The organism is Halorussus marinus (assembly GCF_004765795.1).
Classification (GTDB): Archaea; Halobacteriota; Halobacteria; order Halobacteriales; family Haladaptataceae; genus Halorussus; species Halorussus marinus.
The window spans coordinates 84,730-106,447 of record NZ_SBIV01000002.1 but is presented as its reverse complement, the minus strand read 5'-3'; the positions used below and the strand labels follow the sequence as shown (position 1 = coordinate 106,447).

The following is a 21,718-nucleotide window of genomic DNA, read 5'->3' as shown; positions in this document are numbered from 1 at the left end:
GGTACATTTGACTCGCGTCTGAACGTCCGGGCATGCTCGACGCAGACCCGCAGGTGTGCACCGACTGTGGTAACCTTCACCTCCAGGGCGGCGCCGGTCCCGAGTACGTCGACGAGTGTGCGGCCTGTGGCGGCCGCGTGGCCGAGGTCGAACTCGACGACCTCATCGGATTCTAGACGGGGGCGCCGAACCAAAGCGACCGAGACCGGGGGGTCTTTACTCGCTCGCGCCCGAATCGACGACCATGACCGACAACTGGGTGAGCCTCTTTTCGGGCGGCAAAGACTCCTCGTGGGCGCTGTATCGGGCCCTCGAGGAGGGACTGGACGTCGCCCGGCTGGTCACCGTCCACCCCGAGGGCGACTCGTACATGTACCACGTCCCGGCGACCGAGCTGGCGACTCTCGCGGCCGAGAGCGTCGGGATCCCACTGGTCGAGGTCGCGCCCGACGACTTCGAGGCCGAGGCCGCGACCGAGTCGGGCGCGCAGGGCGACGCCGAACTCCGGCCCCTCGAAGCCGCGCTCGGGGAACTCGACGCCGACCTCGAGGGCGGCGTCGCGGGCGTGACCGCCGGCGCGGTCGAGAGCGAGTATCAGACCTCCCGCATCGAGGCGATGTGCGACCGGCTCGACGCCGACCTGTTCGCGCCCCTCTGGCAGGAAGACCCCCGCGAGCTCGCCGACGCGATGCTCGACGCCGGCTTCGAGATCACCATCATCCGAGTGGCGGCCGACGGGCTCGACGAGTCGTGGCTCGGGCGCAGGCTCGATGCGGCGGCTCTCGACGAACTCGAAGCGCTCAACGAGCGCCGGGGCGTCCACATACTCGGCGAGGGCGGCGAGTTCGAGACGCTCGTAACCGACGGGCCACACATGGACCGCGCTATCGAATTGGAGTCCGAGACAGAGTGGGACGGGACCCGGGGGACGCTTCGGATCACGGACGCTCGGCTCGCCGACTGACCGCCGAGCGTCGCCGGAGCGTTGGGCTTATCGACTCGGGGCCACCATGCTCGCCGTATGGCCCCCGACCGAGAGACCGACGGAGCGGGCGACTACCGGGCGTTCGTCCCGGTTGCCCTCTCGAACCTCCTGCCGCTCGCGGGCGTGGTCGTCCTCGACTGGGCGGTGGTGCAGGTGCTTGCGACCTACTGGATCGAGATGGCCGCCATGCTTGGCGCCTACAGCGTGGCGGCGCTCTTCGCCGAGCGACCGATTCGACTCGAAGGGCGGAGCGTCTACCTCCCCGGCGTCGGCAAGAACACCGAACTCGACCCCAAGTGGCGCGAGGAGCCCGATCCCGTTGGCCTGCCGGGGCCGCTCCCGCCGGTGTACCGCCGGAACGCGTTTCTGGTGTTCATGTCGCTCGTCTTCGGCGTCTTCTGGATCGCCGTTCCCCTCTGGGGGGACTTCCCGTACGTCGACGTCGCGTCGGCGGTGTCGCCGGCGGTCCTCGCGGCCGCCGTCGGCATCCTCGTCTCCCAGCTCGTCGAGCTTCGCCGCGAGTTCTTCGGAAAGCGCCGCTACGAGGAGCTGTCGGTCCACATGGTGCTCGAGATTCCGATTCGGATCATCGCGTTCATGGGCTCGGTGCTGTTGGTCCTGCACGTCGGGGGCATCCTCCTGCTGATCGGGATCCAAGAAGCGCTCGGCCCGGCGGTGTTCGAGACCGTGCTGACCGGGCGGGTCATCGCGGTCTGTTACGCGCTCGTCGTGACTGCCGCCATGCTCGTCGTCGAGTGGTCCCGGTTCTGGGCCCGCCGCGAGCCCGACCTCGGCGGCGTCGCGACGTGGTTCACCCCAGAAGACCCCCGAGAGCCGTAACCCTCGGGGCTACTCGCCGTTCAGGATCTGGGTGTGGGCGCCGATCAGGGCACCGGCGAGGTCCATGTTCTCGACCCGGGTCTTCTCGTCGATGATGGAGTCGCGGATGTCGCAGTCCCGGATCGTCGCCGAGGGGAACACGATGGAGTTGTTGACGCTGGAGTTTATCAGTTCGGCGCCCGCCATGACGTGAACGTTCTCGCCGAACGTGGTGTTTTCGACCGTGGCGTCGTCGGCGATCCGGTTCTCGCCGTCTAGCTCCCACGCGACCGCGTCGAGGTAGCTCTCGGGGGTACCGATGTCGAACCACGCCTCGTCGAAGGTGTAGGCGTACACCGACTCGCGGGCCTGGAGCCACTGGAGGAACCACCCGGGCTCGTCGGGGTTGTTTCCGCCCTCGAGGTACTCCTCTAACATCGGGATCGTCTCGGCGGTGAAGGCATAGCAGGCGATCGAGACCAGCGTGCTCTTGGGGTCGTCTGGCTTCTCCTGGAAGTCGACGACCTCGTCGTCGTCGAGTTCGACCAGCCCGTAGGACTTCGCGCGCTCCCGGGAGCCGACGTCGTAGGCCGCGAGCGTCGGCGACTCTTTCGCCTCGAAGAAGTCGACGAAGTCGCTGACCCCGAAGCTGATGAGGTTGTCCCCCGCGATGACGAGGGTGTCGTCGGTCACGTTCTCGCGGTCGAAAAGCTGGGCCAGCGCGCCCACGACCCCGAACTTCTCGTCTTCCTCGGTGGTGTCCTCGATGGTGAGCGTCGGCTTGTCGAACTCGCTGTCGTCGAGGTGGTCGCGAAAGTCCTCGGCGAACCGCTCGTTGGTCGAGACGAACACCTCGTCGATCCGATCGTCGGCCTCGAGCTCGCCGAATATCTGGTCGATGACGGTCGAGTCGCCGACCGGGAGGAACATCTTCGGTCGATGTTTGGTTATGGGCCACAGTCGCGTCGCGTACCCGCCCGCAAGAACGACGGCTTTCATGCCCCGAGAGTCGACTCGGCGCGATAAGTCCTTTTTCATTTCGCAAGTCGGGCCGCCGACCCCCTCGGGCGGTCGCTCTCGTCGCCGTCGCTACCGGCGGGCGAACTCGACCCACGCCGTCACCGCTTGTGACCCGCGATAGCGGACCGTCTCGCTCCGGGCGTCGTACTCGACGAAGCCCTCGTCTTCGAGTTTCGGTAGGTGATTGTGGTGGAGCCGGAGGGTCGCGCGCTCGGGATCCTCGCCGTCGGCGATCCGGTCGGCGAGCTCGGGGAGCGTCGCGACGCCGTCGTCGGTCTCGACTAGATATGCGAGTATCTGCCGACGCTGTCCGTTCGCGAGAATCCCGAACAGCGAGTCGAGTTTCGCCGTCGCGATCGACTGTTCGTGGGCGAACTGCGAGACCGCCTCTCGCGGAGTGGTCGGCCCGTTCGCTCCGCCGCCGTCCGGAAACCCGTCTTTGCTCATGATGTATCCCCGTCGCTACGGTGTTTCGTACAGACGGTTAAGAACGGTCGGCCTAACTGTCTAGGGTCCGCCCAGCTCGTCGTCGAAGAACGCCCCGAGCAGTTCGCGTTCGGCCTTCCGGAGGTGCTGGTGGAGCGTCGGCGAGGCGATCCCCAGCGAGTCGGCGACCTCCTCGGCGGTGCTGTCGCGGGGCCAGTTGTAGTAGCCCGCGAAGTACGTCGCCCGGAGCGCGCTCCGCTGGGCCTCGGTCAGCCGGCCGCTCAGCTCTCGCCTGAACTCCCGTGCGCTTCGCACCTCGCGCTCGCGGTCGCGCTTGGCGACCAACTCTACGTCCGGGAACGCGGCCCGGACGCGCTCGATCACCGCCCGGAGGTCGGCGTCGGCCGGGAGCTCGGCGACGATCCGACCCTCCCCGCGGTCGGCCACGGCCTCGGTGGTGTGTGCTCCGTGCTCGGAGAGTGCGAGCACCACCGACGCGCCCGTGGCGGTGAACTCGAACAGCGTGCGCTCGGGACCGTCGCTGACGATCCTCGCGTCCTCGATCCCGTCCCAGTCGGCCGCGAACGCCAGCACGGCGTCGGGGTCGACGTCGGTCACCGAGTCGTAGAACAACAGCGATCCGTCCGGCCCCGGGGTCATCCCTTCGAGCTCGAGGGTGCAGTCGAACGCCTCGGTGAGCGAGAGGTAAAACGAGTCGGCGTCGGTCAGCCGGAACTCCACCTCGGTCACCGTCGGCGACAGCGCCAGCCGCCGGTGGTTGACCGCGTCGATCGCGAACCCGACCACCTCGCCCAGTAGCTCGAAGGCGTCGGTCTCGGGCTGGCTGAACGCCGCGGGCCGCTCCGAGCCGACCGCGAGGACGCCGTAGGTGGCGTCGCCGTACCGGATCGGCACTGCGATCCCCGACTCGACGCCGCGCTCGACGAACGCCTCCCGGCGGTCGGCGTCGAGCGACTCGTGGTCCGAGACGTTCTCGACGACCTGCGGTTCGGCGTCGTAGTAGGCGAGCGCGAGCGGTTGATCGCTGTCCTCGCTCGCGTCGGCGTCGGCGATAATCTCCCGGAGGTCGTCGTCGAGGCCCGCTCCGGCGACGCCGGTCACGCGCTCGCCGGCGGGCTCGGGCGCGCCGATCCACGCGAACTGATAGAGCGTCGACTCGAGCAGCCGCTCGCAGACCGACCGCTCGATGTCCTCGCGGCTCGGCTCGCCGATGAGTCGCCGGATCACGCCTCGGGTCACGTCGTTGATCCGGTTCAGCGTCGCCAACTGGTCGCGCTGGGTCTCTAAGGTCCGCTCGCGCGCGATCCGATCGGTCACGTCCCGACAGACCGTGACCGTCCCCGCGAGGTCGCCGGTCGGGTCGTAGTAGGGCGAGCGAGTGGTCTCGAACACCCGCTCGCGTCCGCCGACCCTCAGCGTCTCCTCGAACGTCTGGGTGCGTTCGGTCTCGCGGACGGCCCGTTCCTGTCGGCGGATCCGGCGGCCGGTCTCCGCGCCGAACAGGTCGACGTCGGTCGCGCCGACGACGTCGCTGGGCTCGCGGTCGAGGTACTCGGCGGTCGCGGCGTTGACGAATCGGTATCGGCCCGCGTCGTCTTTGAGGACCATCGGGTCGGGGGTGGTCTCGACGACGGCCTCGAGCCGGTGGACGCGCCGTCGGAGGTCGTCGAGGTCGCGTTGGGTCTCGGTCATCTCTCGGTCGTTCCGCGGTACGTCGCACGTCCGGTATTTAACTCCCCCGCCGGGAGAAGGGTTATGTCCGTGCGGGGGCGACCACCGGGCATGCGCGAAGCCGACGCAACCACCCGCGAGCGCATCACTACCCACCTCCGCGAGACCGCCGCGTCGCCGAGTTCGCTCGCGGCCGAGTTCGACGTGACCGCGAACGTCGCGGTCGAGCACGTCCGGCACGTCGCCCGGTCGCTGTCCGACCGCGACGAGGAGTTGCTGGTCGCGCCCCCGGAGTGTCGGGACTGTGGCTTCGACCGGTTCGACGACCGAGCGAACCGCCCGTCACGGTGCCCGGAGTGCAAGAGCGAGTCGGTCGCCGAGCCCGAGTTCCGGATCGCCGAGGAGTCCTGACTCCGAGTTGATCTCCCGGGGCCTCAGAACCCGAGCGATCGGTCCGACGAGAGGTCGTACTCCATCGCCGACCCCGTCTGGACGAACTCGTAGTCGTCGTCGGTGAGATACACCCCGTCGCCGTCGACCGTCACCTCGACCGACTGGAGGGTCGCGCCCTCGCAGGGACCGTGGGTACAGGTCCCGGTGTCGACGGCGAACAGCGCGCCGTGCTTGCCACAGACGAGTTCGCCGTCGCGTCTGGCCGCGCCGCTCCCCTTGTCGAGGCGCACGTCGGTCCAGTGCTGGCAGTAGTTCTCGTAGGCGACCGCGTCGCCGTCGTCGGTCCGGGTCAGGACGGCCTCGCGCTCGTCGAAGCCGTCCCGGACCGTGAACAGTAGCGTCGAGTCTGCGGGTACCGCGTCGAGGTCGGCGATCCGGCTCTCGTCGTCCATCGGCTCGTCGGTTGTCGCCCGCCCGGTTTGAACGCTTCCGTTCGCGAATGGGAACCTACTCGTCGCTCGCCACACTGGTTCCGTACCGAATGCCCGAGATGGAGATCTACCACGACCGACTCGCGGCCCAGTTGGACCGAGCCGACCGCGCACTCGCGGTCGTGACCGCGACGAAGCCCGACTTCTACAAGCAGGCGCCGCTGGTGACCGCGGCCGACCGGCGCGGCGTCCCGTGTTTCGTGCTCCACACCGGCCAGCACTACGACGACGTGCTCGGCCACGGACTGACCGAGTACGGCATCGAAGACCGGGTCGGGGCCGACCTCCGGGTCCGGGGCGACCTCTCGGAGAAGACCGCCCAGCTGATGCGGAAGGTCGAGCGGTTCGCCGAGACGCTCGACGAGCGGTACCCCGACACGACGGTGTTGCCGATCGTCCACGGCGACACCCTCGCGGCGGGGATCGTCCCGCAGGCGTGGCTGTTCGCGACGAACCAGCTGGTCGCGCACAACGAGGCCGGGCTCCGCGGGATGGCGCCGGTCGAACTGGAGCCGTCGGCCGACCCCGCCGAGGTCGTCGCCGCCCAGTGGGACGGCGAGTGGGAGCGCAACCGGACCGAGCCGTTCCCCGAGCAGTACGACACCTTCGTCGGCTCGGCGGCCGCGCTCTATCACTTCGCGCCGACCGACCTGAACCGCCGCCACCTCCGCGAGGAGGGCTATCCCGGCGCGGTCGACGGTCGCGAGCGCATCCCGGTGGTCGGAAACTCCGTGGTCGACGCGATCGAGGCGAAGAAAGACGCCGACCTCGACGAGAGCGTCTTCGACGTTTACCCGGTCTTAGAAGACCGCGACGACTGGATCCGGGTCGACATCCACCGCCGCGCGAATCTGCTCCCCGAGCGCTTCGAGAGCGTCGTCGACGCCGTGATCGGACTGGTCGAGGACGGCCACAACGTCAACTTCGTCGAGCTCACCGCGACCGAACGCGCCCTGCGCGAGTACGGGCTCCGCGAGAAGCTGGTCGGGCTCGCCGACGAGCGCGACAACTTCCTGTTCACCGGTCTGTGGAAGAAACACGCCCACGTCTACGAGTTCCTCGAATCGGGCCAGTGTTTCGCGGCGTTCACCGACTCGGGGAGCATGCAGGAAGAGCTCAACCACATCGACGAGGCGCTGTGTCTGACCGCGCGGTTCAACACCGACCGCCCCGAGACGGTGTTCGACGCGAACACCAACCTGCTCGTCCCGCCCGTCTCGGGCGAGTTCGTCCGCGAGATGATCGAGCACGTCTACGACGACGATCGGACCCGCGAGCGCATGGCGGCGGGGCCGGCCCTCTACGGGAGCGACGTCGGCGACCGGATCGTGGAGTTCCTCGCCGACCGAACCGACGAGCGCCCGTTCGAGTGGGCCCACGAGCGACAGGGGTTCGAGACCGGGACCGACCGCGAGTTCGACTACCTGTAGCCCGCCTCAGAACACGAGCACCGTCGAGCCGACGAGAAACAGCGTCACCAGCAGGCGGCCGACGCTCCCCGCGAACGTCGCCAGCGCGAACTTGCCGTAGTCCTCTTCGAGCACCGCGAACGCGTAGATGGAGATGGTGTCCGGGAAGAACGGCACCGAGAGCGCCAGCGCCATCCCGAGGTATCCCCACTTGCGGGCGAGCTTGACGGTGTTTTTCTCCGACCACTCGATGATGTCGAACCGCGATCGCCTGAGCGCGGAGATGATCGGCCCCGACTCTTTGGCCTCCTGTCCGATGTGGAACGCGAGCATGCTCCCGGCGGCCTTGCCGAGCCCGCTGATGACGATGATGACCGCGAGCTTGGCCGGCCGCGAGAGCCCGAGGTCGAGCGGCGCCGCGAGCACCACCTCGCTCACGCCGGGGAGCGCGAAGGCGATGAGAAACGAGTAGACGAAGATGATGACCAATCCGACCCACCCTGTCGCGGTCTCGACGGCGTGTTGGACCCACTCGAACGATCCGAGCGCGGGGACGTCGAGCAGCAGCGGCAGACCCAGACTAAACACGGCTCGTAGATGGGAAACCGCGGTCTTAGTTGTTGTGTCTCCCGGTGGCGAGCGCGACGGGCCGGCGCCGGCCGAGGCGGTGACGGCGTTCGCGAGAAACGCCGTGAGCGCGGTCCCCAGATCGTCCCGGCGGTCACGCCGCGTCGAGGTCGGCCACGAACGCTTCGAGCATCTCGCGGGTGACGTGGGGCATACAGACCACCCGGAGCTCGCCCGCGCCCGTCGGCGAGACCCGCCACCCCTCGGCCCGTAGCGACTCGACGGTCGCCGCCGGCACGTCGGCCGCGACGAGCGGGAGCACCGGCTCGATCACGTCGTACCCCCGCGATTCGAGGGCGTCGGCGAGCCACTCGGCGTTCGCGAGCCCACGCTCGTAGTTGCGGCGGTAGCCGTCGGGCCACAGCGCGTCGAGCGCCGCGCGGGCGCCCGCGACCCCCGCGCCGCTCCGGGTGCCGGTCAGGCTGGCCTGGGAGGCCGAATCGAGGTAGGGCGTGTCGACCGCGAGCCCGTCGACGACCGCCTGCTCGCGAGCGAGGAACCCGCCCGCCGGAACCGGCGCCCGGCCCAGCTTGTGGGGGTCTATCGTCATCGTGTCGACCGGGGCGTCGGCGAAGTTCCAATCGCGGTCGGTAAACGGGAGGGCGAACCCGCCCCACGCCGCGTCGACGTGCACCAGCGCCCCGACCTCCTCGGCGACCGCGGCGAGGTCGGGAATCGGGTCCACGCGCCCGTACTCGGTGGTCCCCGCGACGCCGACCACGAGCGCGGTGTCGGGGTCGGCGAGCCGCCGGACCGCGGCGGGGTCGGCCCGGCGGTCGGCGTCGACCGGAGCGAGCCGCAGTTCGACGCCGAGTACGTCCGCGGCTTTCCGGAAGCTGAAGTGGACGCTCTCGGGGGCCACGACGTTCGGGGCGTCGGCGTCCGAGCGATTCCGGGCGGCCCGCACCGCCTGGAGGTTCGCCTCGGTGCCCCCGCTGGCGACGTAGCCGTGGGGGTCCGAGAGGCCGGTGATCTCTCCCAGCGTCGCGACCACCTCCCGTTCCAGGTCGGCGACCGCGGGGTAGGTGGTTGGGTCGCCGGGGTTGCTCGCGAGGAAGCGGTCGGCGGCCGCGCGGGCGTCGGGGTGGGGCTTGGTACACATCGACGAGAGGACCCGCCCGAAGTCCTGCGGTTCGCGCTCCATGCGAGTAAAAATTGCCGGGATTCGTTTATCGGTTCCGTTCCCGACCGGCCTCGGGGCTCGGTCCGGCGTTGGGCCTTCGATTCGGAGCGATCCGGCGTAGAACGCGACTGCACTCGTGAAGACCGCGAGAACGGCGTCTGCCGGAACCGCGTCAGGCCTCGACCGCCAGCCCGGCCTCGCCGAGCGCCTCGTCGGCCGAGTAGCCCTCGTGGACCACGAGCGCGACGGCGTTCGAGAGCGCCTCGGGGTCGCCGTGCTGGAACATGGTCCTGCCCATCGACACCCCCGAGGCTCCGGCGTCCATCGCGCCCCGAACGTTTCGGAGCGTCGCGCGGTCGCCCTCGGGCTCGCCGCCCGCGATGATGACCGGCTTGGCGGTCGACTCGGTGACCCGCTCGAAGCTCTCGGCGTCGCCGCTGTAGGCGGTCTTCACGAGGTCCGCGCCGACCTCCTCGGCGAGTCGGACCGCGTGGCCCAGACTCTCCGCGTCGTGTTCGTCGACCCCCGGCCCGCGAGCGTAGGCCATCGCGAGCACGGGCATCCCGTACTCGTCGGCGGTGTCGGTGATCCGGGAGAGCGCTTCGAGCTGGTCGCGCTCGTAGTCGCTCCCGACGTTGATGTGAAACGAGACCGCGTCCGCGCCCGCCCGGACCGCTTCCTTGACGCTCCCGGTGAGCCGCTTGTCGTTGTTGTGGGGACCGATCGTCGTCGAGGCGTTGAGGTGGACGACGTAGCCTTTCCCGTTTTTGTTCGGGTGGACGCGGGGCGCGATGCCCTTCTGGGTGAGCACCGAGTCCGCGCCGCCGCGGGTCACCGCGTCGACGGTCGATTCGATGTCGACGAGGCCGTCGACGGCTCCGAGCGTGATGCCGTGGTCCATCGGGACCATTACGTAGTTTCCGTCTGTACCGATCCGGTCGAGTCGTGCCGCAGTTCCGGCGTCCATAGTATGTGAGTCTGTGGCAAGCGGCCGTTAAGTTCGTTCTGGTTCCGGTACTTTCTCCGCGCCCTCGACCGCGCCCGCCTTGAGTTCGCGGGCCTTGGCTTCGAGGCGGTCGGCCACGTTTTCCTGGGAGGCCACGATGTCCACGAACGCGCTCCCGACGATCACGCCGTCGGCGCCACCCGCGACGATCTCGCGGGCGTGCTCGCGCTCGCTGATCCCGAACCCGACCGCCTTCGGCAGGTCGGCGGCGTCCAGCCGGTCGAGGCTGACGTGGGTCTCGTCGCTCACGTCCGAACGCGCGCCCGTCGTCCCGAGCCGTCCCTGCACGTAGACGAACCCGGAGGCCCGCGCGAGCATCCGGTCGAGCCGGTCGTCGGTCGTGGTCGGCGCGACCATGAAGATCAGATCGAGGCCGTGGGCGTCGCAGGCCTCCTTTAGCGGGTCGCTCTCGTCGACCGGGAGGTCGGGGACGATCAGCCCCGCGATGCCCGCCTCGGCGGCGGCCGCGACGAAGGGCTCGACGCCCCGGTCGTCGCCGTACTGGTAGATCAGATTGTAGTAGGTCATACAGACAAGCGGCACGTCGACGTCGAGGTCCGCGACGAGGTCGAGATACGTCTGGGGCGTCATGCCCGCCTCGAGCGCGCGCCGGATCGCGCCCTGAATCGTCGAGCCCTCCGCGATCGGCTCGGAGAACGGCAGGCCCAACTCGACGATGTCGGCCCCGCCCCGGACCAGCGCCCGGACGTACTCCTTCGTACTCTCGGCGTCGGGGTCGCCCGCCGCGACGTACGAGATGAGCGCGGGGTCGTCGTCGAAGGCGGCTTCTATCTCACTCGCCACCGTTGAACACCTCCATGCTCGGCGCGGCGTCGATGTCGCGGGCGTCGCTCTCCTCGATGACCGTATCGAGGTCCTTGTCGCCCCGCCCCGAGACGTTGACGACCACGAGGTCGCCCAGTTCGTCGGCGCTGTCGTCTCCGGGCTCGCTTTGCTCGCCGCTCGACCCGTCGGCGACGCTACGCGCCGCGCGCTCCAGATAGGCCAGCGCGTGGCTCGATTCGAGCGCCGGGATGATCCCCTCTAACTTCGAGAGCCGGTGGAACGCTTCGAGGGCGGCGTCGTCGCCGACGTTGACCGGCGTCACCCGGTCGTCGTCGACCAGATGTGCGAGCTCCGGGCCGACCCCCGAGTAGTCGAGCCCCGCGCTCACGCTGTGGGACTCGAGGATCTGGCCGTCGGGGTTCTGGAGGAGCTTGGTGCGCGCGCCGTGGAGGACGCCCTCCTCGCCCGCCGACAGCGACGCCGAGTGGGGCGCGAGGTCGTTCTCCTCGTCGATTGTCAGCCCCGAGCCGCCGGCCTCGACCGCGTAGAGGTCGACCGCCTCGTCGTCGACGAACTCGTGGAACGCGCCCATCGTGTTCGAGCCGCCGCCGGCGCACGCGACCACGCTGTCGGGGAGCCGGCCCGCTTTCTCGCGGATCTGCTCGCGGGCCTCCTCGGAGATGACCGACTGGAAGTCCCGGACCATCTGGGGGAACGGGTGCGGGCCGACGATCGAGCCGATCACGTAGTGGGTGTCCTCGACGTTGGTCGCCCAGTCGCGCATCGTCTCGTTGATCGCCTCCTTGAGCGTGCCCGACCCCATCTCGACGGGGTTGACCGCCGCGTCGTGGATGCGCATCCGGAAGACGTTGGGGCGCTGGCGGTTGATGTCGGTCCGGCCCATGTAGATCTCGCAGTCGATGTCGAGGTGGGCCGCCGCCATCGCGGTCGCGGTGCCGTGCTGGCCGGCGCCGGTCTCGGCCACGATGCGGTCTTTGCCCATGTACTTCGCGAGCAGGACCTGCCCGAGCGCGTTGTTGAGCTTGTGGGCGCCCCCGTGGAGCAGGTCCTCGCGCTTGAGGTAGATCTCTCGATCGTACCGCTCGGAGAGGGCGTCGGCGCGCTGGAGCGGCGTGGGCCGGCCGCCGAAGTCGGCCAGCCGGCGCCGGAACTCGTCGACGAAGCCGTCCTCGTTTTTCAACACGTACCGCTCGTACGCGTCGGTCAGTTCCTCGACGGCGGGCATCAGCGCCTCGGGGACGTACTGGCCGCCGTAATCGCCGAACTTGGGTTCGCTACTCATGCGTGTGTCAGCCTCTGTGTGTTCTCGGTCACCGTTTCGAGGGCGTCGCCTTCGCCGTCCGCGACGCCGTCCATGATCGCCGAGCCGACCAGCAGCGCGTCGGCGCCGGCCGCTCGCATCCGCCGGGCGTCGTCGGGGGTCGCGATCCCGCTCTCGGCGACCAGCGTCACGTCGTCCGGGACGTGGGGCGCGACCGACTCGAACGTTTCGAGGTCGACCGCGAGCTTCGCCAGATCGCGGTTGTTCACGCCGACGATCTCGGCGCCCGCCTCGATCGCCCGTCTGAGCTCCGCGCGGTCGTGGACCTCGACGAGCACCTGAAAGCCACGGGCCTTCGCGGCGGCGACCAGCCCGTCGAGGTCGTCGACGAACCGCGCGATGAGCAAGACCAGATCCGCTTCGACGGTGTCGAGTTGGGCCGCTTCGAGCAGAAAGTCCTTCCGGAGCACGGGCACGTCGACCGCCGCTCGGACCCGCCGGAGGGTCTCGGGCGAGCCGCCGAAGTGTTCGGGCTCGGTCAGCACCGAGAGCGCGGCCGCACCGCCGTCGATCATCCGCTCGGCGAGCGCCACGGGGTCGGCCTCGCGGGTGCCCGCCGTGGTCGGGCTCGTCGGCTTGATCTCCGCGACGACCGGGAGGCGGCCGTCGGCCTCCGCCGACGCGACCGCGTCCGGGAACGATCGAGCGTCGACAGACAGTCGGTCGGCGTCGGGGTCGCCCCGGTCCTCCGCGGCCCGCAGGATCGATCTGACCGCGGGCGCGAGCGCGTCGTTTTCGTCCATCATTGTGCATTAACGGACGGAATTGTACATAAGGCTTGCGTCTGTCCGGGCCCGCCCGCGGAATCTTCAAGTCCGAACCGCTCGAAGCGGCGGGCATGGACGAGATGGACGACGTCGCCGGCATCTACGCGCGAGAATCGTCGTACCTCGACCGATACGTCCAACTCGGCATCGCGAGCGGGCGGGTGCTCAGCGTCTCGTTTCCCGACTCGCCCGACAAGGAGGCGATCGAGGACCACGACCTGCTCGACCGGATCACCGACTATCTCGGGGGCGTCGAGGACGACTTCTCGGACGCGGAGGTCGCGCTGACCGTGCCGACGACCCAGCGGGCCGTGCTAGAGCGCGTCCGCCGGGTCCCGTACGGCGACCAGATCACCGTCGAGACGCTGGCGCGGATGACCAGCGGCGTCGACCACACCGACGAGGCGGACCTCGACGCGGTCCGGACCGCGCTCGCCGAGAACCCCGCGCCGCTGGTGATCCCGGACCACCGGGTGCGCGACGGGCCGAGCGCCGCGCCCCCGAGCGTCGAGCAGAAGCTCCGGTCGCTGGAGGGGCTGTAAGACACCTTTTTGGGCCTCGGGTGTCCTCGCTCACGCCGTTCGCTGTGGGCACCGCTCGGCGCAAAAATCTGGACCAAAAAGACCGACCGCGAACGCGGTCGGTGAAACGCCACACTCCGTTCGGCGTACGCCGGCGACTACCGCTCTTCGGAGTCCAGCACCCGGATCTGGTCGCCCCGGACCGTCACCGGAATCGGGACCGTGGCCTCGTACAGTTCGACGGTCACCTGGTCTTTGCCCTCGTCGATGCGCTGGACCTGGGCCTTCTCGCCCTTGAACGGGCCGGCGATGAGTTCGACGATGTCGCTCTCGGCGATCCCCTCGACGTCCGGGGTCGGCGACAGGAAGTGTTCGACCTCCGAGATGTCGCTCTTGCCCGGCACGATGCTCTGGGCGTGGGGGATCTCTTCGAGGACCCGGCTGATGGCGGCGTCGTCGTCGGCCTCGACCATCACGTAGCTCGTGAGCGAGTCGGGCGCGAGCGCGGCGTGGATCTCGGGCTCCTCGCGGTTGATGATCATATCTGCGACGGTGCGTTCCTGGCTCGCGGTCGTCTTGACGGCGTACATTGGCATCCGAGATCACCTACGAGGGGAGGAAGCTCATGACCGCGAAGATGAGGAATCCGAGCAGGCCGACCAGCACGATTCCGGCGCCGGCGATCTTCGAGATCTTCGAGAACTCCTCCCACGACGGCGTGCTGGCGAGCTTCAGCACGCGGACGTACGACGAGAGGTCTAGCTTGACATCCATGTTATCGGGGGTTAGAGAGCGAGGGTTTTCTATCTATTGTTCTGGGGCGGGGGCGGCGATCGACAGAACGGGAGAGACGCGGGGCAGGGCGATCGGGGGGAGCGCTACTCGACGTAGTCGATGTCCTGGAGCTTCTGGTCGGCCTTGGCCTGCTGGGCCTCGTTGCGGCCGTAGATCTGGGGCGACTCGACGCCCGTGACGACGATCATCGTGCGCATCTCGCCGTCGAGTTCCTCGTCGATGGAGGTCCCCCAGATGATGCGGGCGTCGGGGTCGATCCGGTCGTAGATCTCCTCGACGACGCCCTCGGCCTCCTCGATCGACATGTCGTTGCCGCCCGTGACGTTCACCAGCGCGGAGTTCGCCCCGGAGATGTCGACGTCGAGCAGGGGAGAGCGGAGCGCCGACTTCACCGAGTCCTGGGCCTTGGCGTCCGAGTCGCTCTCTCCGAGCCCGATCATCGCGACGCCGCCTTTCTCCATGACGGTCCGGACGTCGGCGAAGTCGAGGTTGACGAGTCCGGGCTTGGTGATGAGTTCGGTGATGCCCTTGACCGACCGCATCAGCACCTCGTCGGCGACCTTGAACGCTTGGCGGACGGGGAGCTTGCCCACCGAGTCGAGCAGTCGGTCGTTGGGGACGACGATGACGGTGTCAGAGACGTCCCGGAGCCGTTCGAGGCCGGCCTCGGCGTTGGTCCGTCTGACCTCCCCCTCGGCGGTGAACGGCGTCGTCACGATGGAGATGGTGAGCGCGCCCGACTCGCGGGCGGCCTTCGCGACGACCGGGGCCGACCCCGTACCGGTCCCTCCGCCCAGACCCGCGGTGACGAACACCATGTCCGAGCCGTCGATGGCGTCGTAGACCTCGTCTTGGCTCTCGAGGGCGGCCTCCTCGCCGACCTGCGGGAGCGATCCGGCGCCCCGGCCCTGGGTCTTCTGTTCGCCCATCAGGATCTTGGTGTCGGCCTCGATCTCGACGAGGTGCTGTACGTCGGTGTTTGCGGCCACGAGCTTCGCGCCGTGGATGCCCTCCTCGGCCATGCGGTTGACCGTGTTGCCGCCGGCGCCGCCACAGCCGACCACCGTGATGTCGGTCTGGAGGTCCTGCAGAACGTCTTTCAGCTCCTCGTCGGTCATCGTTCCCGACGGGGTCACGTCTTGGGCGGCTCCCCCCGAAGTGGGCTGCCGGGAGGGCTCCTCGTCCTCCTCGGCTTCCTCGATGGCGTCTTCGACTAGCGAGTCCATGCTGAAGTTGGCTTGAGAACGGAGCTTAATTATCTTTCCCCTCTTCGTCGGACGAATGTCTGACGATTTCTGATATTTCCGGCCCGCCGGGAGGTCAAACCGGGAATTCGTGAACGCGCTCGGTCCGGACCGCCTCGGGGTCGATCTCCCGGCCGCCGAGCGTCACCGTCTCGCCGGTGGACAGTTTCCCGAACGCGGGACCCTCGGGGACGCCCAGCGTCTCGGCCTTCTCGGGATCGAAGGCGACCTCGCGCGCGAGGATCGCCCCGTCCGATCGTTCGATCGAGTCGTACTTCCGGGCCAGCACGTCGGCCAGCGCGTCGACGATCGCGTCGCGGTCGGCGGTCGCCCGGACCGCGACCCGGCCCGCCGCGCGGCTGGCGCCCTGCTCGGTCTCGAACGCGAGCGCCCGGGACGCGACCGCCTCCCGGACCGCGTCGGGGTCGATCCCCTGGGCCTCCGCGAGCAGTTTCCCGGGGAGCCCGACCACCTCGTAGTCGGCGTCCGGGCCCGCCCCGGTCGCCGGGTCGCCGAACCGAAGCCCCTCGGCGACCGACGCGAGGTCGGCTTCGAGGGCCTCGACCAGCCCGAGGGCGACGCCGGTCGTCTCGCGGAGCCACGTCTCGCTCACCACGTCGTAGCCCAGATCCGCGATCGCGGCCGCCAGTTCCGGGCGGTCGCCGTCGACCACCGCCCGGTCGGCCCCGCTCGCCGCGAAGGCCCGCCCGAGCACGTCGCGGTTCGCGTCGGGCGCGCCCATCGCGTCGAGCACCCAGTCGGCCGCGACGTGGCCGACCGCCCAGTCGGTCTCCCGGACGATCCGCTCGACCCGGGGTGCGTAGTGGCCGCCGCCGAACGCGACGACCTGTCGGTCGCGGTGGGGCTCGACTCCCTCCAGGTCCAGCACCGCACGGGCGACCGCTCGCGCGCCCTCGGGGTCGTCCCACTGGGGCTCGTCGCTACCCAACTCGACGAACATCGAGGGGACGCCGACCGACGACGGGCCGTGGTGGGTGCACTCGGTGCCGACCTCGTAGCCGCCGGGCGCGTGCTCGTCGAACGCCGCGAGCAGTTCGGCGTGGGCGTTCGGGCACGCCTCGGCGAGTCCGCCCGCGGTGCCCCCGAACTCCGCCGGTCCGAAGTTCCCCGTGAAGTGAGCGGTGAGAAGCGGGCCGGTCTCCCCCGAGTGTCGGGAGACGAACACCAGCAGATCCGGGGTCGCTCGCGAGCCCGCCGGCTCGCCGAAGGCGTCGGCGACGTCCTCGATTTCGAGGTGGAGGTCGTCGAACGTCCGGAGTTCGAACCCGTCGCGTCGGTAGTAGGTCCCGCCGCCCGCGCCGTCGGGCCGGGCGTCGTCCTCCCGGGGCTCCCAGTCGGCGAGTTCGAGCAGGCGGCCGCCGATGTGCTCGGACGCCGAGTCGGCTCTGCTGACGACGATGGCTATCACGGCCACACGTAGGGTCCGAACCGGGGAAAAGCGCGTCGGAAGGCGCCACGGGCTCGCGAACGACCGGCTCAGTCGGCGTGCTCGGGCGATTTCGAGCGACCCGGCAGGGCGCTCCGGGCGTTCGCGGCGGTGCGACCGAAGATTCCACGGACCTCGTCGCGACGCACGACGAACAGCGCCGCACCGATCGCGAGGTACACCGCGGTGTACGCGTAGAGAATGAGGATACTGAGCTCGGTGGCCGCCGGCTCGGCCGTAGTCCGGATCACGTAGAACTCCGCGAGCACCTGCGAGGCGAACAGCACGAGCACCACCAGCGCCTCCCGGACGCTGATCTCGAAGTTGGCGAGCACGCCGAGCGCGAAGAAGCTCTGGGCCGCCGTGATCCAGATCTCGGCCTGCTGTTTCTCGTCGAACGGGAGCGCGCCGACCGACCCCGCCGCGATGCTGTAGACGACCGCCAAGGTCCCGATGAGCAGGGTCCACTGGTTGAGCTTCGAGGAGATGAGCGCGTTGAACCCCGCGGTCGACCGGGCCTTGTTGACGAGGTAGGCGACGACGATGAGCTCGGGCGACTCAGACGCCAGCGGCGCGATCCACTGGATCATGAAGAACGGCGGGATCCCGAGCGCCAGTCCGATCTCCTCCAGCCCGTGGGCGAACGGGTGGACCGCGGTGTAGATCATCGCGCCCGAGTAGCCAAACAGCAGGAGGACGCTCGCGATCCGGCGCCCCTTGGGGAACGACTGGAGGTACGCCGGGATGCCGACCTGCTCGTCGTGGTCCTCGACGTCACCCCGGATGATGATGCCGATGTAGACCGCGTAGATGCCGACGAGAACGATCGTGTCGACGATGCCGATGCCCGCGCCGAACGGAACCACGAAGGCGTAGGCGGTCGCGGCCAGCAGGAAGGCGATCTCGGTCGCGAGGTTGCGGTCGAGCTGGACCGTGCTCCGCAGGAAGCCGGGCTTGCGGACGACCGCGGGGTCCGCCGAGCTCAGCGTGCGGTAGACGGTGAACAGCGCGATCCCCGACCAGCCGAGGCCGATGAGGATCCGGTTCGCGCCGGTCATGTTCGCGACCGCGAGGTTGGCGGCCTCGATCCCGCGCTCGGTGCCGACGTTGGCCCCGGCGGTCCACGCGTAGAGGGCGTCGACCGCGTACTCCGGGGCGACCGCCAGCACGGCGAGGATAGCGATCGCGAACGCCCGCGGGACGTCTTTCTCCGCGGTCTCGGCGCCCCACGCGAGCAGAAACGAGGCGCCGAGCACCGCCACGCCCGAGATCGCGACCGTGCCGAGCGTGCCGACCGCCTCGGCCGAGCCCGTGGCGTAGATCCCCAGCCACGGCACCGTCAGTAGAACCGTGGCCGCGACTGCGGTCAGCGGATGGCGGAGTCGAGCAGACATAGCGTTCCGCGTGGATAGACCGGGCGGAAAGGTAGGTTTTGCGCTCCGAACCGACGACGGTGCGCGCTCGTCCCGGCCGGCTCAGGGGAGCAGGAAGTAGACGAACACCGCGTAGCCGCCGAGCAACGCGACGCCGTTCGGTCGGGAGATCCGCCGGCTGGCGGCCATCAGCCCGATCGCGCCGACGGTGAACCCGATCAGGACCGGGAAGTGAAACGACTGGACGCTCGGGGCGACTCTGAGGGGGTCGACGACCGCGAGGACGCCGATAACCGCGAGCACGTTGTAGATGTTGCTCCCGATGACGTTGCCGATGCTGAACTCGGCCTCGCCCCGGAACGCGCTCACGACCGAGGTGGCGAGCTCCGGGAGCGACGTGCCGAACGCGATGACGGTCAGGCCGATGAAGAGGTTGCTGAACCCGTAGGCACGCAGGAGGTTCGTCGAGCCTTCGAGCAGTCCCATCGACCCCCCGAGCAGGCACACGCCCGCGCCGAGCAGGACCACGCCGTCCCGCACGGTAGCCGAGGCGCTGTCGTCGATCTCGACCTCCTCGGTGACCGCGACCTCGCCCTGCTGGGAAGTGTAAAACAGGTAGCCGGTGAACCCCGCCAGAAGCGCCAGCAACAGCGCGCCGTCGAGCGCGCCGAGCGAGCCGTCGAGCCCGAGCACCACGAGCAGCGCCGCGGCGGCGAACATGAACGGCCCGTGTTTCATCAGCACGTCCCTGTTGACGTTCATCGGCCGGACGAGCGCCGACGCGCCCAGCACCAGTCCGATGTTGGCGATGTTCGACCCGAGGATGTTCCCCAGCCCGATGTCGTCGCCGATGCCGATCGAGCCGACGGTGCTGACGAACAGCTCCGGGGCGGTCGTGGCGAACGCGACGATCGTGACCCCGACGGTCGCGGGGTTGATGCCGAAGCCGACAGCGAGCTTCGAGGCGCTGTTGACCAGCAGTTCCGCGCCGAGGTACAGAAACAGGATGCCCCCGAGGAGGAGCCCGAGATCGAGTAGCGGGCCGGTGGCGATCGCGAGTGGAGCCAGTGACATTTAGCGCTTCTTTCTGTGGGGGTGGTTAAAGTTCATCGAAACGCCGCGACCGAACCAACCGGGGGAACTATCGGGTTCGGCGCGCTCGGCCCAGACATGGACGTGTTCGGCCTGCTCGGCAACCCCGTCGGCCACTCGCTGTCGCCGCCGATGCACGAGGCGGCCTACGACGAACTCGGCCTCGACGCCCGCTACGTCACCTTCGAGCCCGACCCCGACGACCTCGGGGCCGCGATCGAGGGCGCGCGCGCGCTCGGGATCGCGGGACTCAACGTCACCATCCCGTTCAAGGAGGCGGCCCTCGATCGGGTCGAGCCCGACGACCTCGCGGCCCGGATCGGCGCGGTCAACACCCTCGATTTCTCCGACGCCGGGCCGGGCGACCCCCCGACCGGTCACAACACCGACGCCGCGGGCGTCCGGCGGGCGTTCGCCCACCACGACGTCCGACTCGCAGACCGGCACGCGGTCGTCGTGGGCGCCGGCGGGGCGGCGCGGGCGACCGCGTTCGCGCTCGCCGATGCGGGCGCGACCCTCCACGTCGCCAATCGGACCGCCGACCGCGCCGAGGCGCTCGCGGCAGACGTGGGGCGGGCGACCCCCTCGGCGTCGACCGCGCCGACCGCCGGCGGACTCGACGACCTCGACGACCGGGTGGCGGCGGCCGACGTGGTGGTCAACGCCACCAGCGTCGGGATGGAAGAAGACCGATCGCCGATCCCGGCCGACGCGCTCCACGCCAATCTGGCGGTGCTCGATGCGGTCTACCGGCCGCTCGACACCAGACTGCTCCGGGAGGCCCGCGAGCGGGGCGCGACCACCGTCGACGGGGCGTGGATGCTCCTCTATCAGGGCGTCGAGGCCTTCGAACGCTGGACCGGACTGGACGCGCCCGTCGACGCGATGAACGCGGCGCTCCGGGCACGACTTTAAGTAGTCCGGTCGTCTACTGTCACGCAAATGGGACTGCTCACCAAGCTGAAGTCGTTGCTCGGACTCGACGATGACCGCTCGCAGGTGCGCCGCACCGACTCGGGCGTCACCATCGAGCGCGAACCGGAGGCGTCGCCCGACACCGAGACCGAGAGCGCGGTCAAAGGCGTCGACGCGGGAGCCGAGGAGTCCTTCGAGGCGACCGACGAGTCCGAGACCGACGCGGACAGCGCGGAGACCGGCATCTCGACCGAGGACGTGACCACGGCGCCGGCGGCCCAGAGCACGGAGAGCCAGACCGACGACGCCGCCGAGCCGGCCGAAGCGGTCCAGCCGTCCACGGAGGCCGCACAGCCGACACAGACGGCGGGGACCGAGCCCGAGCCGACGCCGGAGTCGGACGTCGACGGCGACGACGAGGACGAAGCGACCGACGACGGGCTCGACGAAGAAACGACCGACGACACCGAAGACGAGGAAGTCGCCGACGACGAGGACGAAACGATCGACGGGGCCGGCGAGGAACCAGACGACCACGAAGAAACAGCCGACGAACAGGCGCCCGCCGACGAAAAAACGGACGACGAGGCGGAAGCCGACGACGAGCCGGCCGCCTCCGACGAACAGCTCGGCGAGGGCGAACCCCTCGACGACATCAAGGGGATCGGCTCGGCGTACGCCGAGCGGCTCAACGACGCCGGCGTCGGCGACATCGCCGAGCTCGCGAGGGCCGACCCCGAACAGCTCGCGGCCGAGACCGGCGTCTCCGAGAAGCGAATCGTGACGTGGATCGACCGCGCGAAGGCGCGGTGATCGCTCCGACTCGGCGACCGCGGTTCGCCGGCTGTGGTCTTCGAACCGCTTTTGTAGGCCGCCTCACTACCTCTCTCCAATGACGCGTATCGTCGTGGTCGACAACCACGGGCAGTTCACCCACCTCGAACACCGGACGCTTCGCGACATGGGGGTCGACACCGAGATAATCGACAACACCACGCCCCCGGAGGAGATCGACGCCGACGGGCTTGTCCTCTCGGGCGGTCCCGACATCGACGACGCCGGCAACTGCGCCGACTACCTCGAACTCGACGTGCCCGTGCTGGGCATCTGTCTCGGGATGCAACTCATCGCCGACGCGCTCGGCGGCGCGGTCGGCGAGGGCGACTACGGCGGCTACGCCGACGTGACCGTCGACGTTCTGGACGACGACGATCCGCTGGTCGGCTCGCTCGCGCCCGAGACCCGGGTCTGGGCCAGCCACGCCGACGAGGTCAAAGCGGTCCCCGACGGCTTCGCCCGGACCGCCGAGAGCGACGTCTGCGGCGTCGAGGCGATGAGCGACCCCGAGCGGGACCTCTACGGCGTCCAGTGGCATCCGGAGGTCGCCCACACCGCCGAGGGCGAGGAAGTGTTCGAAAACTTCGAAGCGATCTGCGAGTAGCATC

At 69.3% G+C, this 21,718-nt stretch carries 25 protein-coding genes; 9 read left to right on the top strand and 16 right to left on the bottom strand.

Annotated features, from left to right (window positions below):
* Nucleotides 1-32: 32 nt before the first annotated feature.
* From EPY72_RS19225 to EPY72_RS04460, 3 genes are all read left to right on the top strand, one after another.
* Entirely contained in the window at nucleotides 33-176 is a 144-nt protein-coding gene (locus EPY72_RS19225) for a hypothetical protein (protein WP_167599399.1), read from the top strand.
* Nucleotides 177-244: 68 nt separating this feature from the next.
* Nucleotides 245-964, top strand: a complete 720-nt coding sequence (locus EPY72_RS04465; protein WP_134669253.1) for a diphthine--ammonia ligase — start codon at nucleotides 245-247, stop codon at nucleotides 962-964.
* 57 nt (nucleotides 965-1,021) lie between these two features.
* Entirely contained in the window at nucleotides 1,022-1,825 is an 804-nt protein-coding gene (locus tag EPY72_RS04460) for a DUF6498-containing protein (protein WP_135805695.1), read from the top strand.
* Between the two features lie 9 nt (nucleotides 1,826-1,834).
* On the opposite strand, the gene EPY72_RS04455 is transcribed toward EPY72_RS04460, so the two are convergent.
* From EPY72_RS04455 to EPY72_RS04445, 3 genes are all read right to left on the bottom strand, one after another.
* Nucleotides 1,835-2,803 carry a nucleotidyltransferase family protein gene (locus tag EPY72_RS04455; protein ID WP_134669250.1) on the bottom strand — a complete coding sequence of 323 codons (969 nt, stop codon included), beginning with the start codon at nucleotides 2,801-2,803 and terminating at the stop codon, nucleotides 1,835-1,837.
* Between the two features lie 90 nt (nucleotides 2,804-2,893).
* On the bottom strand, nucleotides 2,894-3,271 hold the full coding sequence (locus tag EPY72_RS04450; protein WP_209019550.1) for a DUF7344 domain-containing protein: 378 nt from the start codon (nucleotides 3,269-3,271) through the stop codon (nucleotides 2,894-2,896).
* Between the two features lie 60 nt (nucleotides 3,272-3,331).
* Nucleotides 3,332-4,963: a bacterio-opsin activator domain-containing protein gene (locus EPY72_RS04445; protein ID WP_135805694.1), complete on the bottom strand. Its 1,632-nt coding sequence runs from the start codon at nucleotides 4,961-4,963 to the stop codon at nucleotides 3,332-3,334.
* A gap of 90 nt (nucleotides 4,964-5,053) precedes the next feature.
* On the opposite strand from EPY72_RS04445, the gene EPY72_RS04440 reads away from it, so the two are divergent.
* Complete coding sequence (locus tag EPY72_RS04440; RefSeq protein ID WP_135805693.1) at nucleotides 5,054-5,353, top strand: transcriptional regulator; 300 nt, start codon at nucleotides 5,054-5,056, stop codon at nucleotides 5,351-5,353.
* Between the two features lie 23 nt (nucleotides 5,354-5,376).
* Here the strand turns inward: EPY72_RS04440 and EPY72_RS04435 are convergent, their stop codons facing one another.
* A complete protein-coding gene (locus EPY72_RS04435) occupies nucleotides 5,377-5,787 on the bottom strand; it encodes a Rieske (2Fe-2S) protein (protein WP_134669245.1) in 411 nt (136 codons plus the stop codon).
* 89 nt (nucleotides 5,788-5,876) lie between these two features.
* Here EPY72_RS04435 and EPY72_RS04430 point away from each other — a divergent pair, with 89 nt between their 5' ends.
* Nucleotides 5,877-7,256, top strand: a complete 1,380-nt coding sequence (locus tag EPY72_RS04430; RefSeq protein ID WP_134669243.1) for a UDP-N-acetyl glucosamine 2-epimerase — start codon at nucleotides 5,877-5,879, stop codon at nucleotides 7,254-7,256.
* A gap of 6 nt (nucleotides 7,257-7,262) precedes the next feature.
* On the opposite strand, the gene EPY72_RS04425 is transcribed toward EPY72_RS04430, so the two are convergent.
* The 6 genes from EPY72_RS04425 to trpC form a co-directional block, all read right to left on the bottom strand.
* Nucleotides 7,263-7,814, bottom strand: a complete 552-nt coding sequence (locus tag EPY72_RS04425; protein ID WP_244605536.1) for a YqaA family protein — start codon at nucleotides 7,812-7,814, stop codon at nucleotides 7,263-7,265.
* A 142-nt stretch (nucleotides 7,815-7,956) separates the two neighbouring features.
* Complete coding sequence (gene mfnA, locus EPY72_RS04420; protein ID WP_135805692.1) at nucleotides 7,957-9,006, bottom strand: tyrosine decarboxylase MfnA; 1,050 nt, start codon at nucleotides 9,004-9,006, stop codon at nucleotides 7,957-7,959.
* A 151-nt stretch (nucleotides 9,007-9,157) separates the two neighbouring features.
* Nucleotides 9,158-9,952, bottom strand: coding sequence for a 2-amino-3,7-dideoxy-D-threo-hept-6-ulosonate synthase (locus tag EPY72_RS04415; protein WP_135805691.1), 795 nt, complete (start codon nucleotides 9,950-9,952; stop codon nucleotides 9,158-9,160).
* Between the two features lie 27 nt (nucleotides 9,953-9,979).
* Entirely contained in the window at nucleotides 9,980-10,795 is an 816-nt protein-coding gene (gene trpA, locus EPY72_RS04410) for a tryptophan synthase subunit alpha (RefSeq protein WP_135805690.1), read from the bottom strand.
* Nucleotides 10,785-12,080: a tryptophan synthase subunit beta gene (gene trpB / locus EPY72_RS04405; RefSeq protein WP_135805689.1), complete on the bottom strand. Its 1,296-nt coding sequence runs from the start codon at nucleotides 12,078-12,080 to the stop codon at nucleotides 10,785-10,787. Before trpB ends, trpA begins: the two co-directional genes overlap by 11 nt.
* Nucleotides 12,077-12,862 carry an indole-3-glycerol phosphate synthase gene (trpC, locus tag EPY72_RS04400; RefSeq protein ID WP_135805939.1) on the bottom strand — a complete coding sequence of 262 codons (786 nt, stop codon included), beginning with the start codon at nucleotides 12,860-12,862 and terminating at the stop codon, nucleotides 12,077-12,079. Before trpC ends, trpB begins: the two co-directional genes overlap by 4 nt.
* Nucleotides 12,863-12,966: 104 nt before the next feature.
* Between trpC and EPY72_RS04395 the strand changes: the two genes are divergently transcribed.
* Nucleotides 12,967-13,428, top strand: coding sequence for an MGMT family protein (locus EPY72_RS04395; protein WP_135805938.1), 462 nt, complete (start codon nucleotides 12,967-12,969; stop codon nucleotides 13,426-13,428).
* A 137-nt stretch (nucleotides 13,429-13,565) separates the two neighbouring features.
* On the opposite strand, the gene EPY72_RS04390 is transcribed toward EPY72_RS04395, so the two are convergent.
* The 6 genes from EPY72_RS04390 to EPY72_RS04365 all read right to left on the bottom strand — a co-directional run bounded on the left by EPY72_RS04390 (nucleotide 13,566) and on the right by EPY72_RS04365 (nucleotide 19,340).
* A complete protein-coding gene (locus tag EPY72_RS04390; protein ID WP_134669235.1) occupies nucleotides 13,566-14,003 on the bottom strand; it encodes a transcription elongation factor Spt5 in 438 nt (145 codons plus the stop codon).
* 10 nt (nucleotides 14,004-14,013) lie between these two features.
* On the bottom strand, nucleotides 14,014-14,181 hold the full coding sequence (locus EPY72_RS04385) for a protein translocase SEC61 complex subunit gamma (RefSeq protein ID WP_134669233.1): 168 nt from the start codon (nucleotides 14,179-14,181) through the stop codon (nucleotides 14,014-14,016).
* Between the two features lie 104 nt (nucleotides 14,182-14,285).
* A complete protein-coding gene (gene ftsZ / locus EPY72_RS04380; RefSeq protein ID WP_134669232.1) occupies nucleotides 14,286-15,428 on the bottom strand; it encodes a cell division protein FtsZ in 1,143 nt (380 codons plus the stop codon).
* Between the two features lie 94 nt (nucleotides 15,429-15,522).
* Entirely contained in the window at nucleotides 15,523-16,875 is a 1,353-nt protein-coding gene (locus tag EPY72_RS04375) for a D-aminoacyl-tRNA deacylase (RefSeq protein WP_135805688.1), read from the bottom strand.
* 68 nt (nucleotides 16,876-16,943) lie between these two features.
* Nucleotides 16,944-18,287: a sodium:calcium antiporter gene (locus EPY72_RS04370; protein ID WP_135805687.1), complete on the bottom strand. Its 1,344-nt coding sequence runs from the start codon at nucleotides 18,285-18,287 to the stop codon at nucleotides 16,944-16,946.
* An 81-nt stretch (nucleotides 18,288-18,368) separates the two neighbouring features.
* On the bottom strand, nucleotides 18,369-19,340 hold the full coding sequence (locus EPY72_RS04365; RefSeq protein ID WP_135805686.1) for a calcium/sodium antiporter: 972 nt from the start codon (nucleotides 19,338-19,340) through the stop codon (nucleotides 18,369-18,371).
* Nucleotides 19,341-19,436: 96 nt separating this feature from the next.
* On the opposite strand from EPY72_RS04365, the gene EPY72_RS04360 reads away from it, so the two are divergent.
* From EPY72_RS04360 to EPY72_RS04350, 3 genes are all read left to right on the top strand, one after another.
* A complete protein-coding gene (locus EPY72_RS04360) occupies nucleotides 19,437-20,273 on the top strand; it encodes a shikimate dehydrogenase (RefSeq protein ID WP_135805685.1) in 837 nt (278 codons plus the stop codon).
* A 27-nt stretch (nucleotides 20,274-20,300) separates the two neighbouring features.
* Nucleotides 20,301-21,086, top strand: coding sequence for a helix-hairpin-helix domain-containing protein (locus EPY72_RS04355; protein WP_135805684.1), 786 nt, complete (start codon nucleotides 20,301-20,303; stop codon nucleotides 21,084-21,086).
* Nucleotides 21,087-21,165: 79 nt separating this feature from the next.
* Nucleotides 21,166-21,714 carry a GMP synthase subunit A gene (locus EPY72_RS04350; RefSeq protein ID WP_135805683.1) on the top strand — a complete coding sequence of 183 codons (549 nt, stop codon included), beginning with the start codon at nucleotides 21,166-21,168 and terminating at the stop codon, nucleotides 21,712-21,714.
* The last annotated feature ends 4 nt before the right edge of the window (nucleotides 21,715-21,718 follow it).

Excerpts from the sequence above, each read along its gene's own strand:
- EPY72_RS04435 (WP_134669245.1), bottom strand. The coding sequence starts at position 5,787 with ATGGACGACGAGAGCCGGATCGCCGACCTCGACGCGGTACCCGCAGAC.
- EPY72_RS04440 (WP_135805693.1), top strand. The coding sequence starts at position 5,054 with ATGCGCGAAGCCGACGCAACCACCCGCGAGCGCATCACTACCCACCTC.
- EPY72_RS04415 (WP_135805691.1), bottom strand. The coding sequence starts at position 9,952 with ATGGACGCCGGAACTGCGGCACGACTCGACCGGATCGGTACAGACGGA.
- EPY72_RS04450 (WP_209019550.1), bottom strand. The coding sequence starts at position 3,271 with ATGAGCAAAGACGGGTTTCCGGACGGCGGCGGAGCGAACGGGCCGACC.
- EPY72_RS04430 (WP_134669243.1), top strand. The coding sequence starts at position 5,877 with ATGCCCGAGATGGAGATCTACCACGACCGACTCGCGGCCCAGTTGGAC.
- EPY72_RS04445 (WP_135805694.1), bottom strand. The coding sequence starts at position 4,963 with ATGACCGAGACCCAACGCGACCTCGACGACCTCCGACGGCGCGTCCAC.
- EPY72_RS04355 (WP_135805684.1), top strand. The coding sequence starts at position 20,301 with ATGGGACTGCTCACCAAGCTGAAGTCGTTGCTCGGACTCGACGATGAC.
- EPY72_RS04390 (WP_134669235.1), bottom strand. The coding sequence starts at position 14,003 with ATGCCAATGTACGCCGTCAAGACGACCGCGAGCCAGGAACGCACCGTC.
- trpC (WP_135805939.1), bottom strand. The coding sequence starts at position 12,862 with ATGGACGAAAACGACGCGCTCGCGCCCGCGGTCAGATCGATCCTGCGG.
- EPY72_RS19225 (WP_167599399.1), top strand. The coding sequence starts at position 33 with ATGCTCGACGCAGACCCGCAGGTGTGCACCGACTGTGGTAACCTTCAC.
- EPY72_RS04350 (WP_135805683.1), top strand. The coding sequence starts at position 21,166 with ATGACGCGTATCGTCGTGGTCGACAACCACGGGCAGTTCACCCACCTC.
- EPY72_RS04360 (WP_135805685.1), top strand. The coding sequence starts at position 19,437 with ATGGACGTGTTCGGCCTGCTCGGCAACCCCGTCGGCCACTCGCTGTCG.
- EPY72_RS04395 (WP_135805938.1), top strand. The coding sequence starts at position 12,967 with ATGGACGACGTCGCCGGCATCTACGCGCGAGAATCGTCGTACCTCGAC.
- EPY72_RS04370 (WP_135805687.1), bottom strand. The coding sequence starts at position 18,287 with ATGTCTGCTCGACTCCGCCATCCGCTGACCGCAGTCGCGGCCACGGTT.
- ftsZ (WP_134669232.1), bottom strand. The coding sequence starts at position 15,428 with ATGGACTCGCTAGTCGAAGACGCCATCGAGGAAGCCGAGGAGGACGAG.
- trpB (WP_135805689.1), bottom strand. The coding sequence starts at position 12,080 with ATGAGTAGCGAACCCAAGTTCGGCGATTACGGCGGCCAGTACGTCCCC.
- EPY72_RS04385 (WP_134669233.1), bottom strand. The coding sequence starts at position 14,181 with ATGGATGTCAAGCTAGACCTCTCGTCGTACGTCCGCGTGCTGAAGCTC.
- EPY72_RS04465 (WP_134669253.1), top strand. The coding sequence starts at position 245 with ATGACCGACAACTGGGTGAGCCTCTTTTCGGGCGGCAAAGACTCCTCG.
- EPY72_RS04365 (WP_135805686.1), bottom strand. The coding sequence starts at position 19,340 with ATGTCACTGGCTCCACTCGCGATCGCCACCGGCCCGCTACTCGATCTC.
- EPY72_RS04455 (WP_134669250.1), bottom strand. The coding sequence starts at position 2,803 with ATGAAAGCCGTCGTTCTTGCGGGCGGGTACGCGACGCGACTGTGGCCC.
- mfnA (WP_135805692.1), bottom strand. The coding sequence starts at position 9,006 with ATGGAGCGCGAACCGCAGGACTTCGGGCGGGTCCTCTCGTCGATGTGT.
- EPY72_RS04460 (WP_135805695.1), top strand. The coding sequence starts at position 1,022 with ATGGCCCCCGACCGAGAGACCGACGGAGCGGGCGACTACCGGGCGTTC.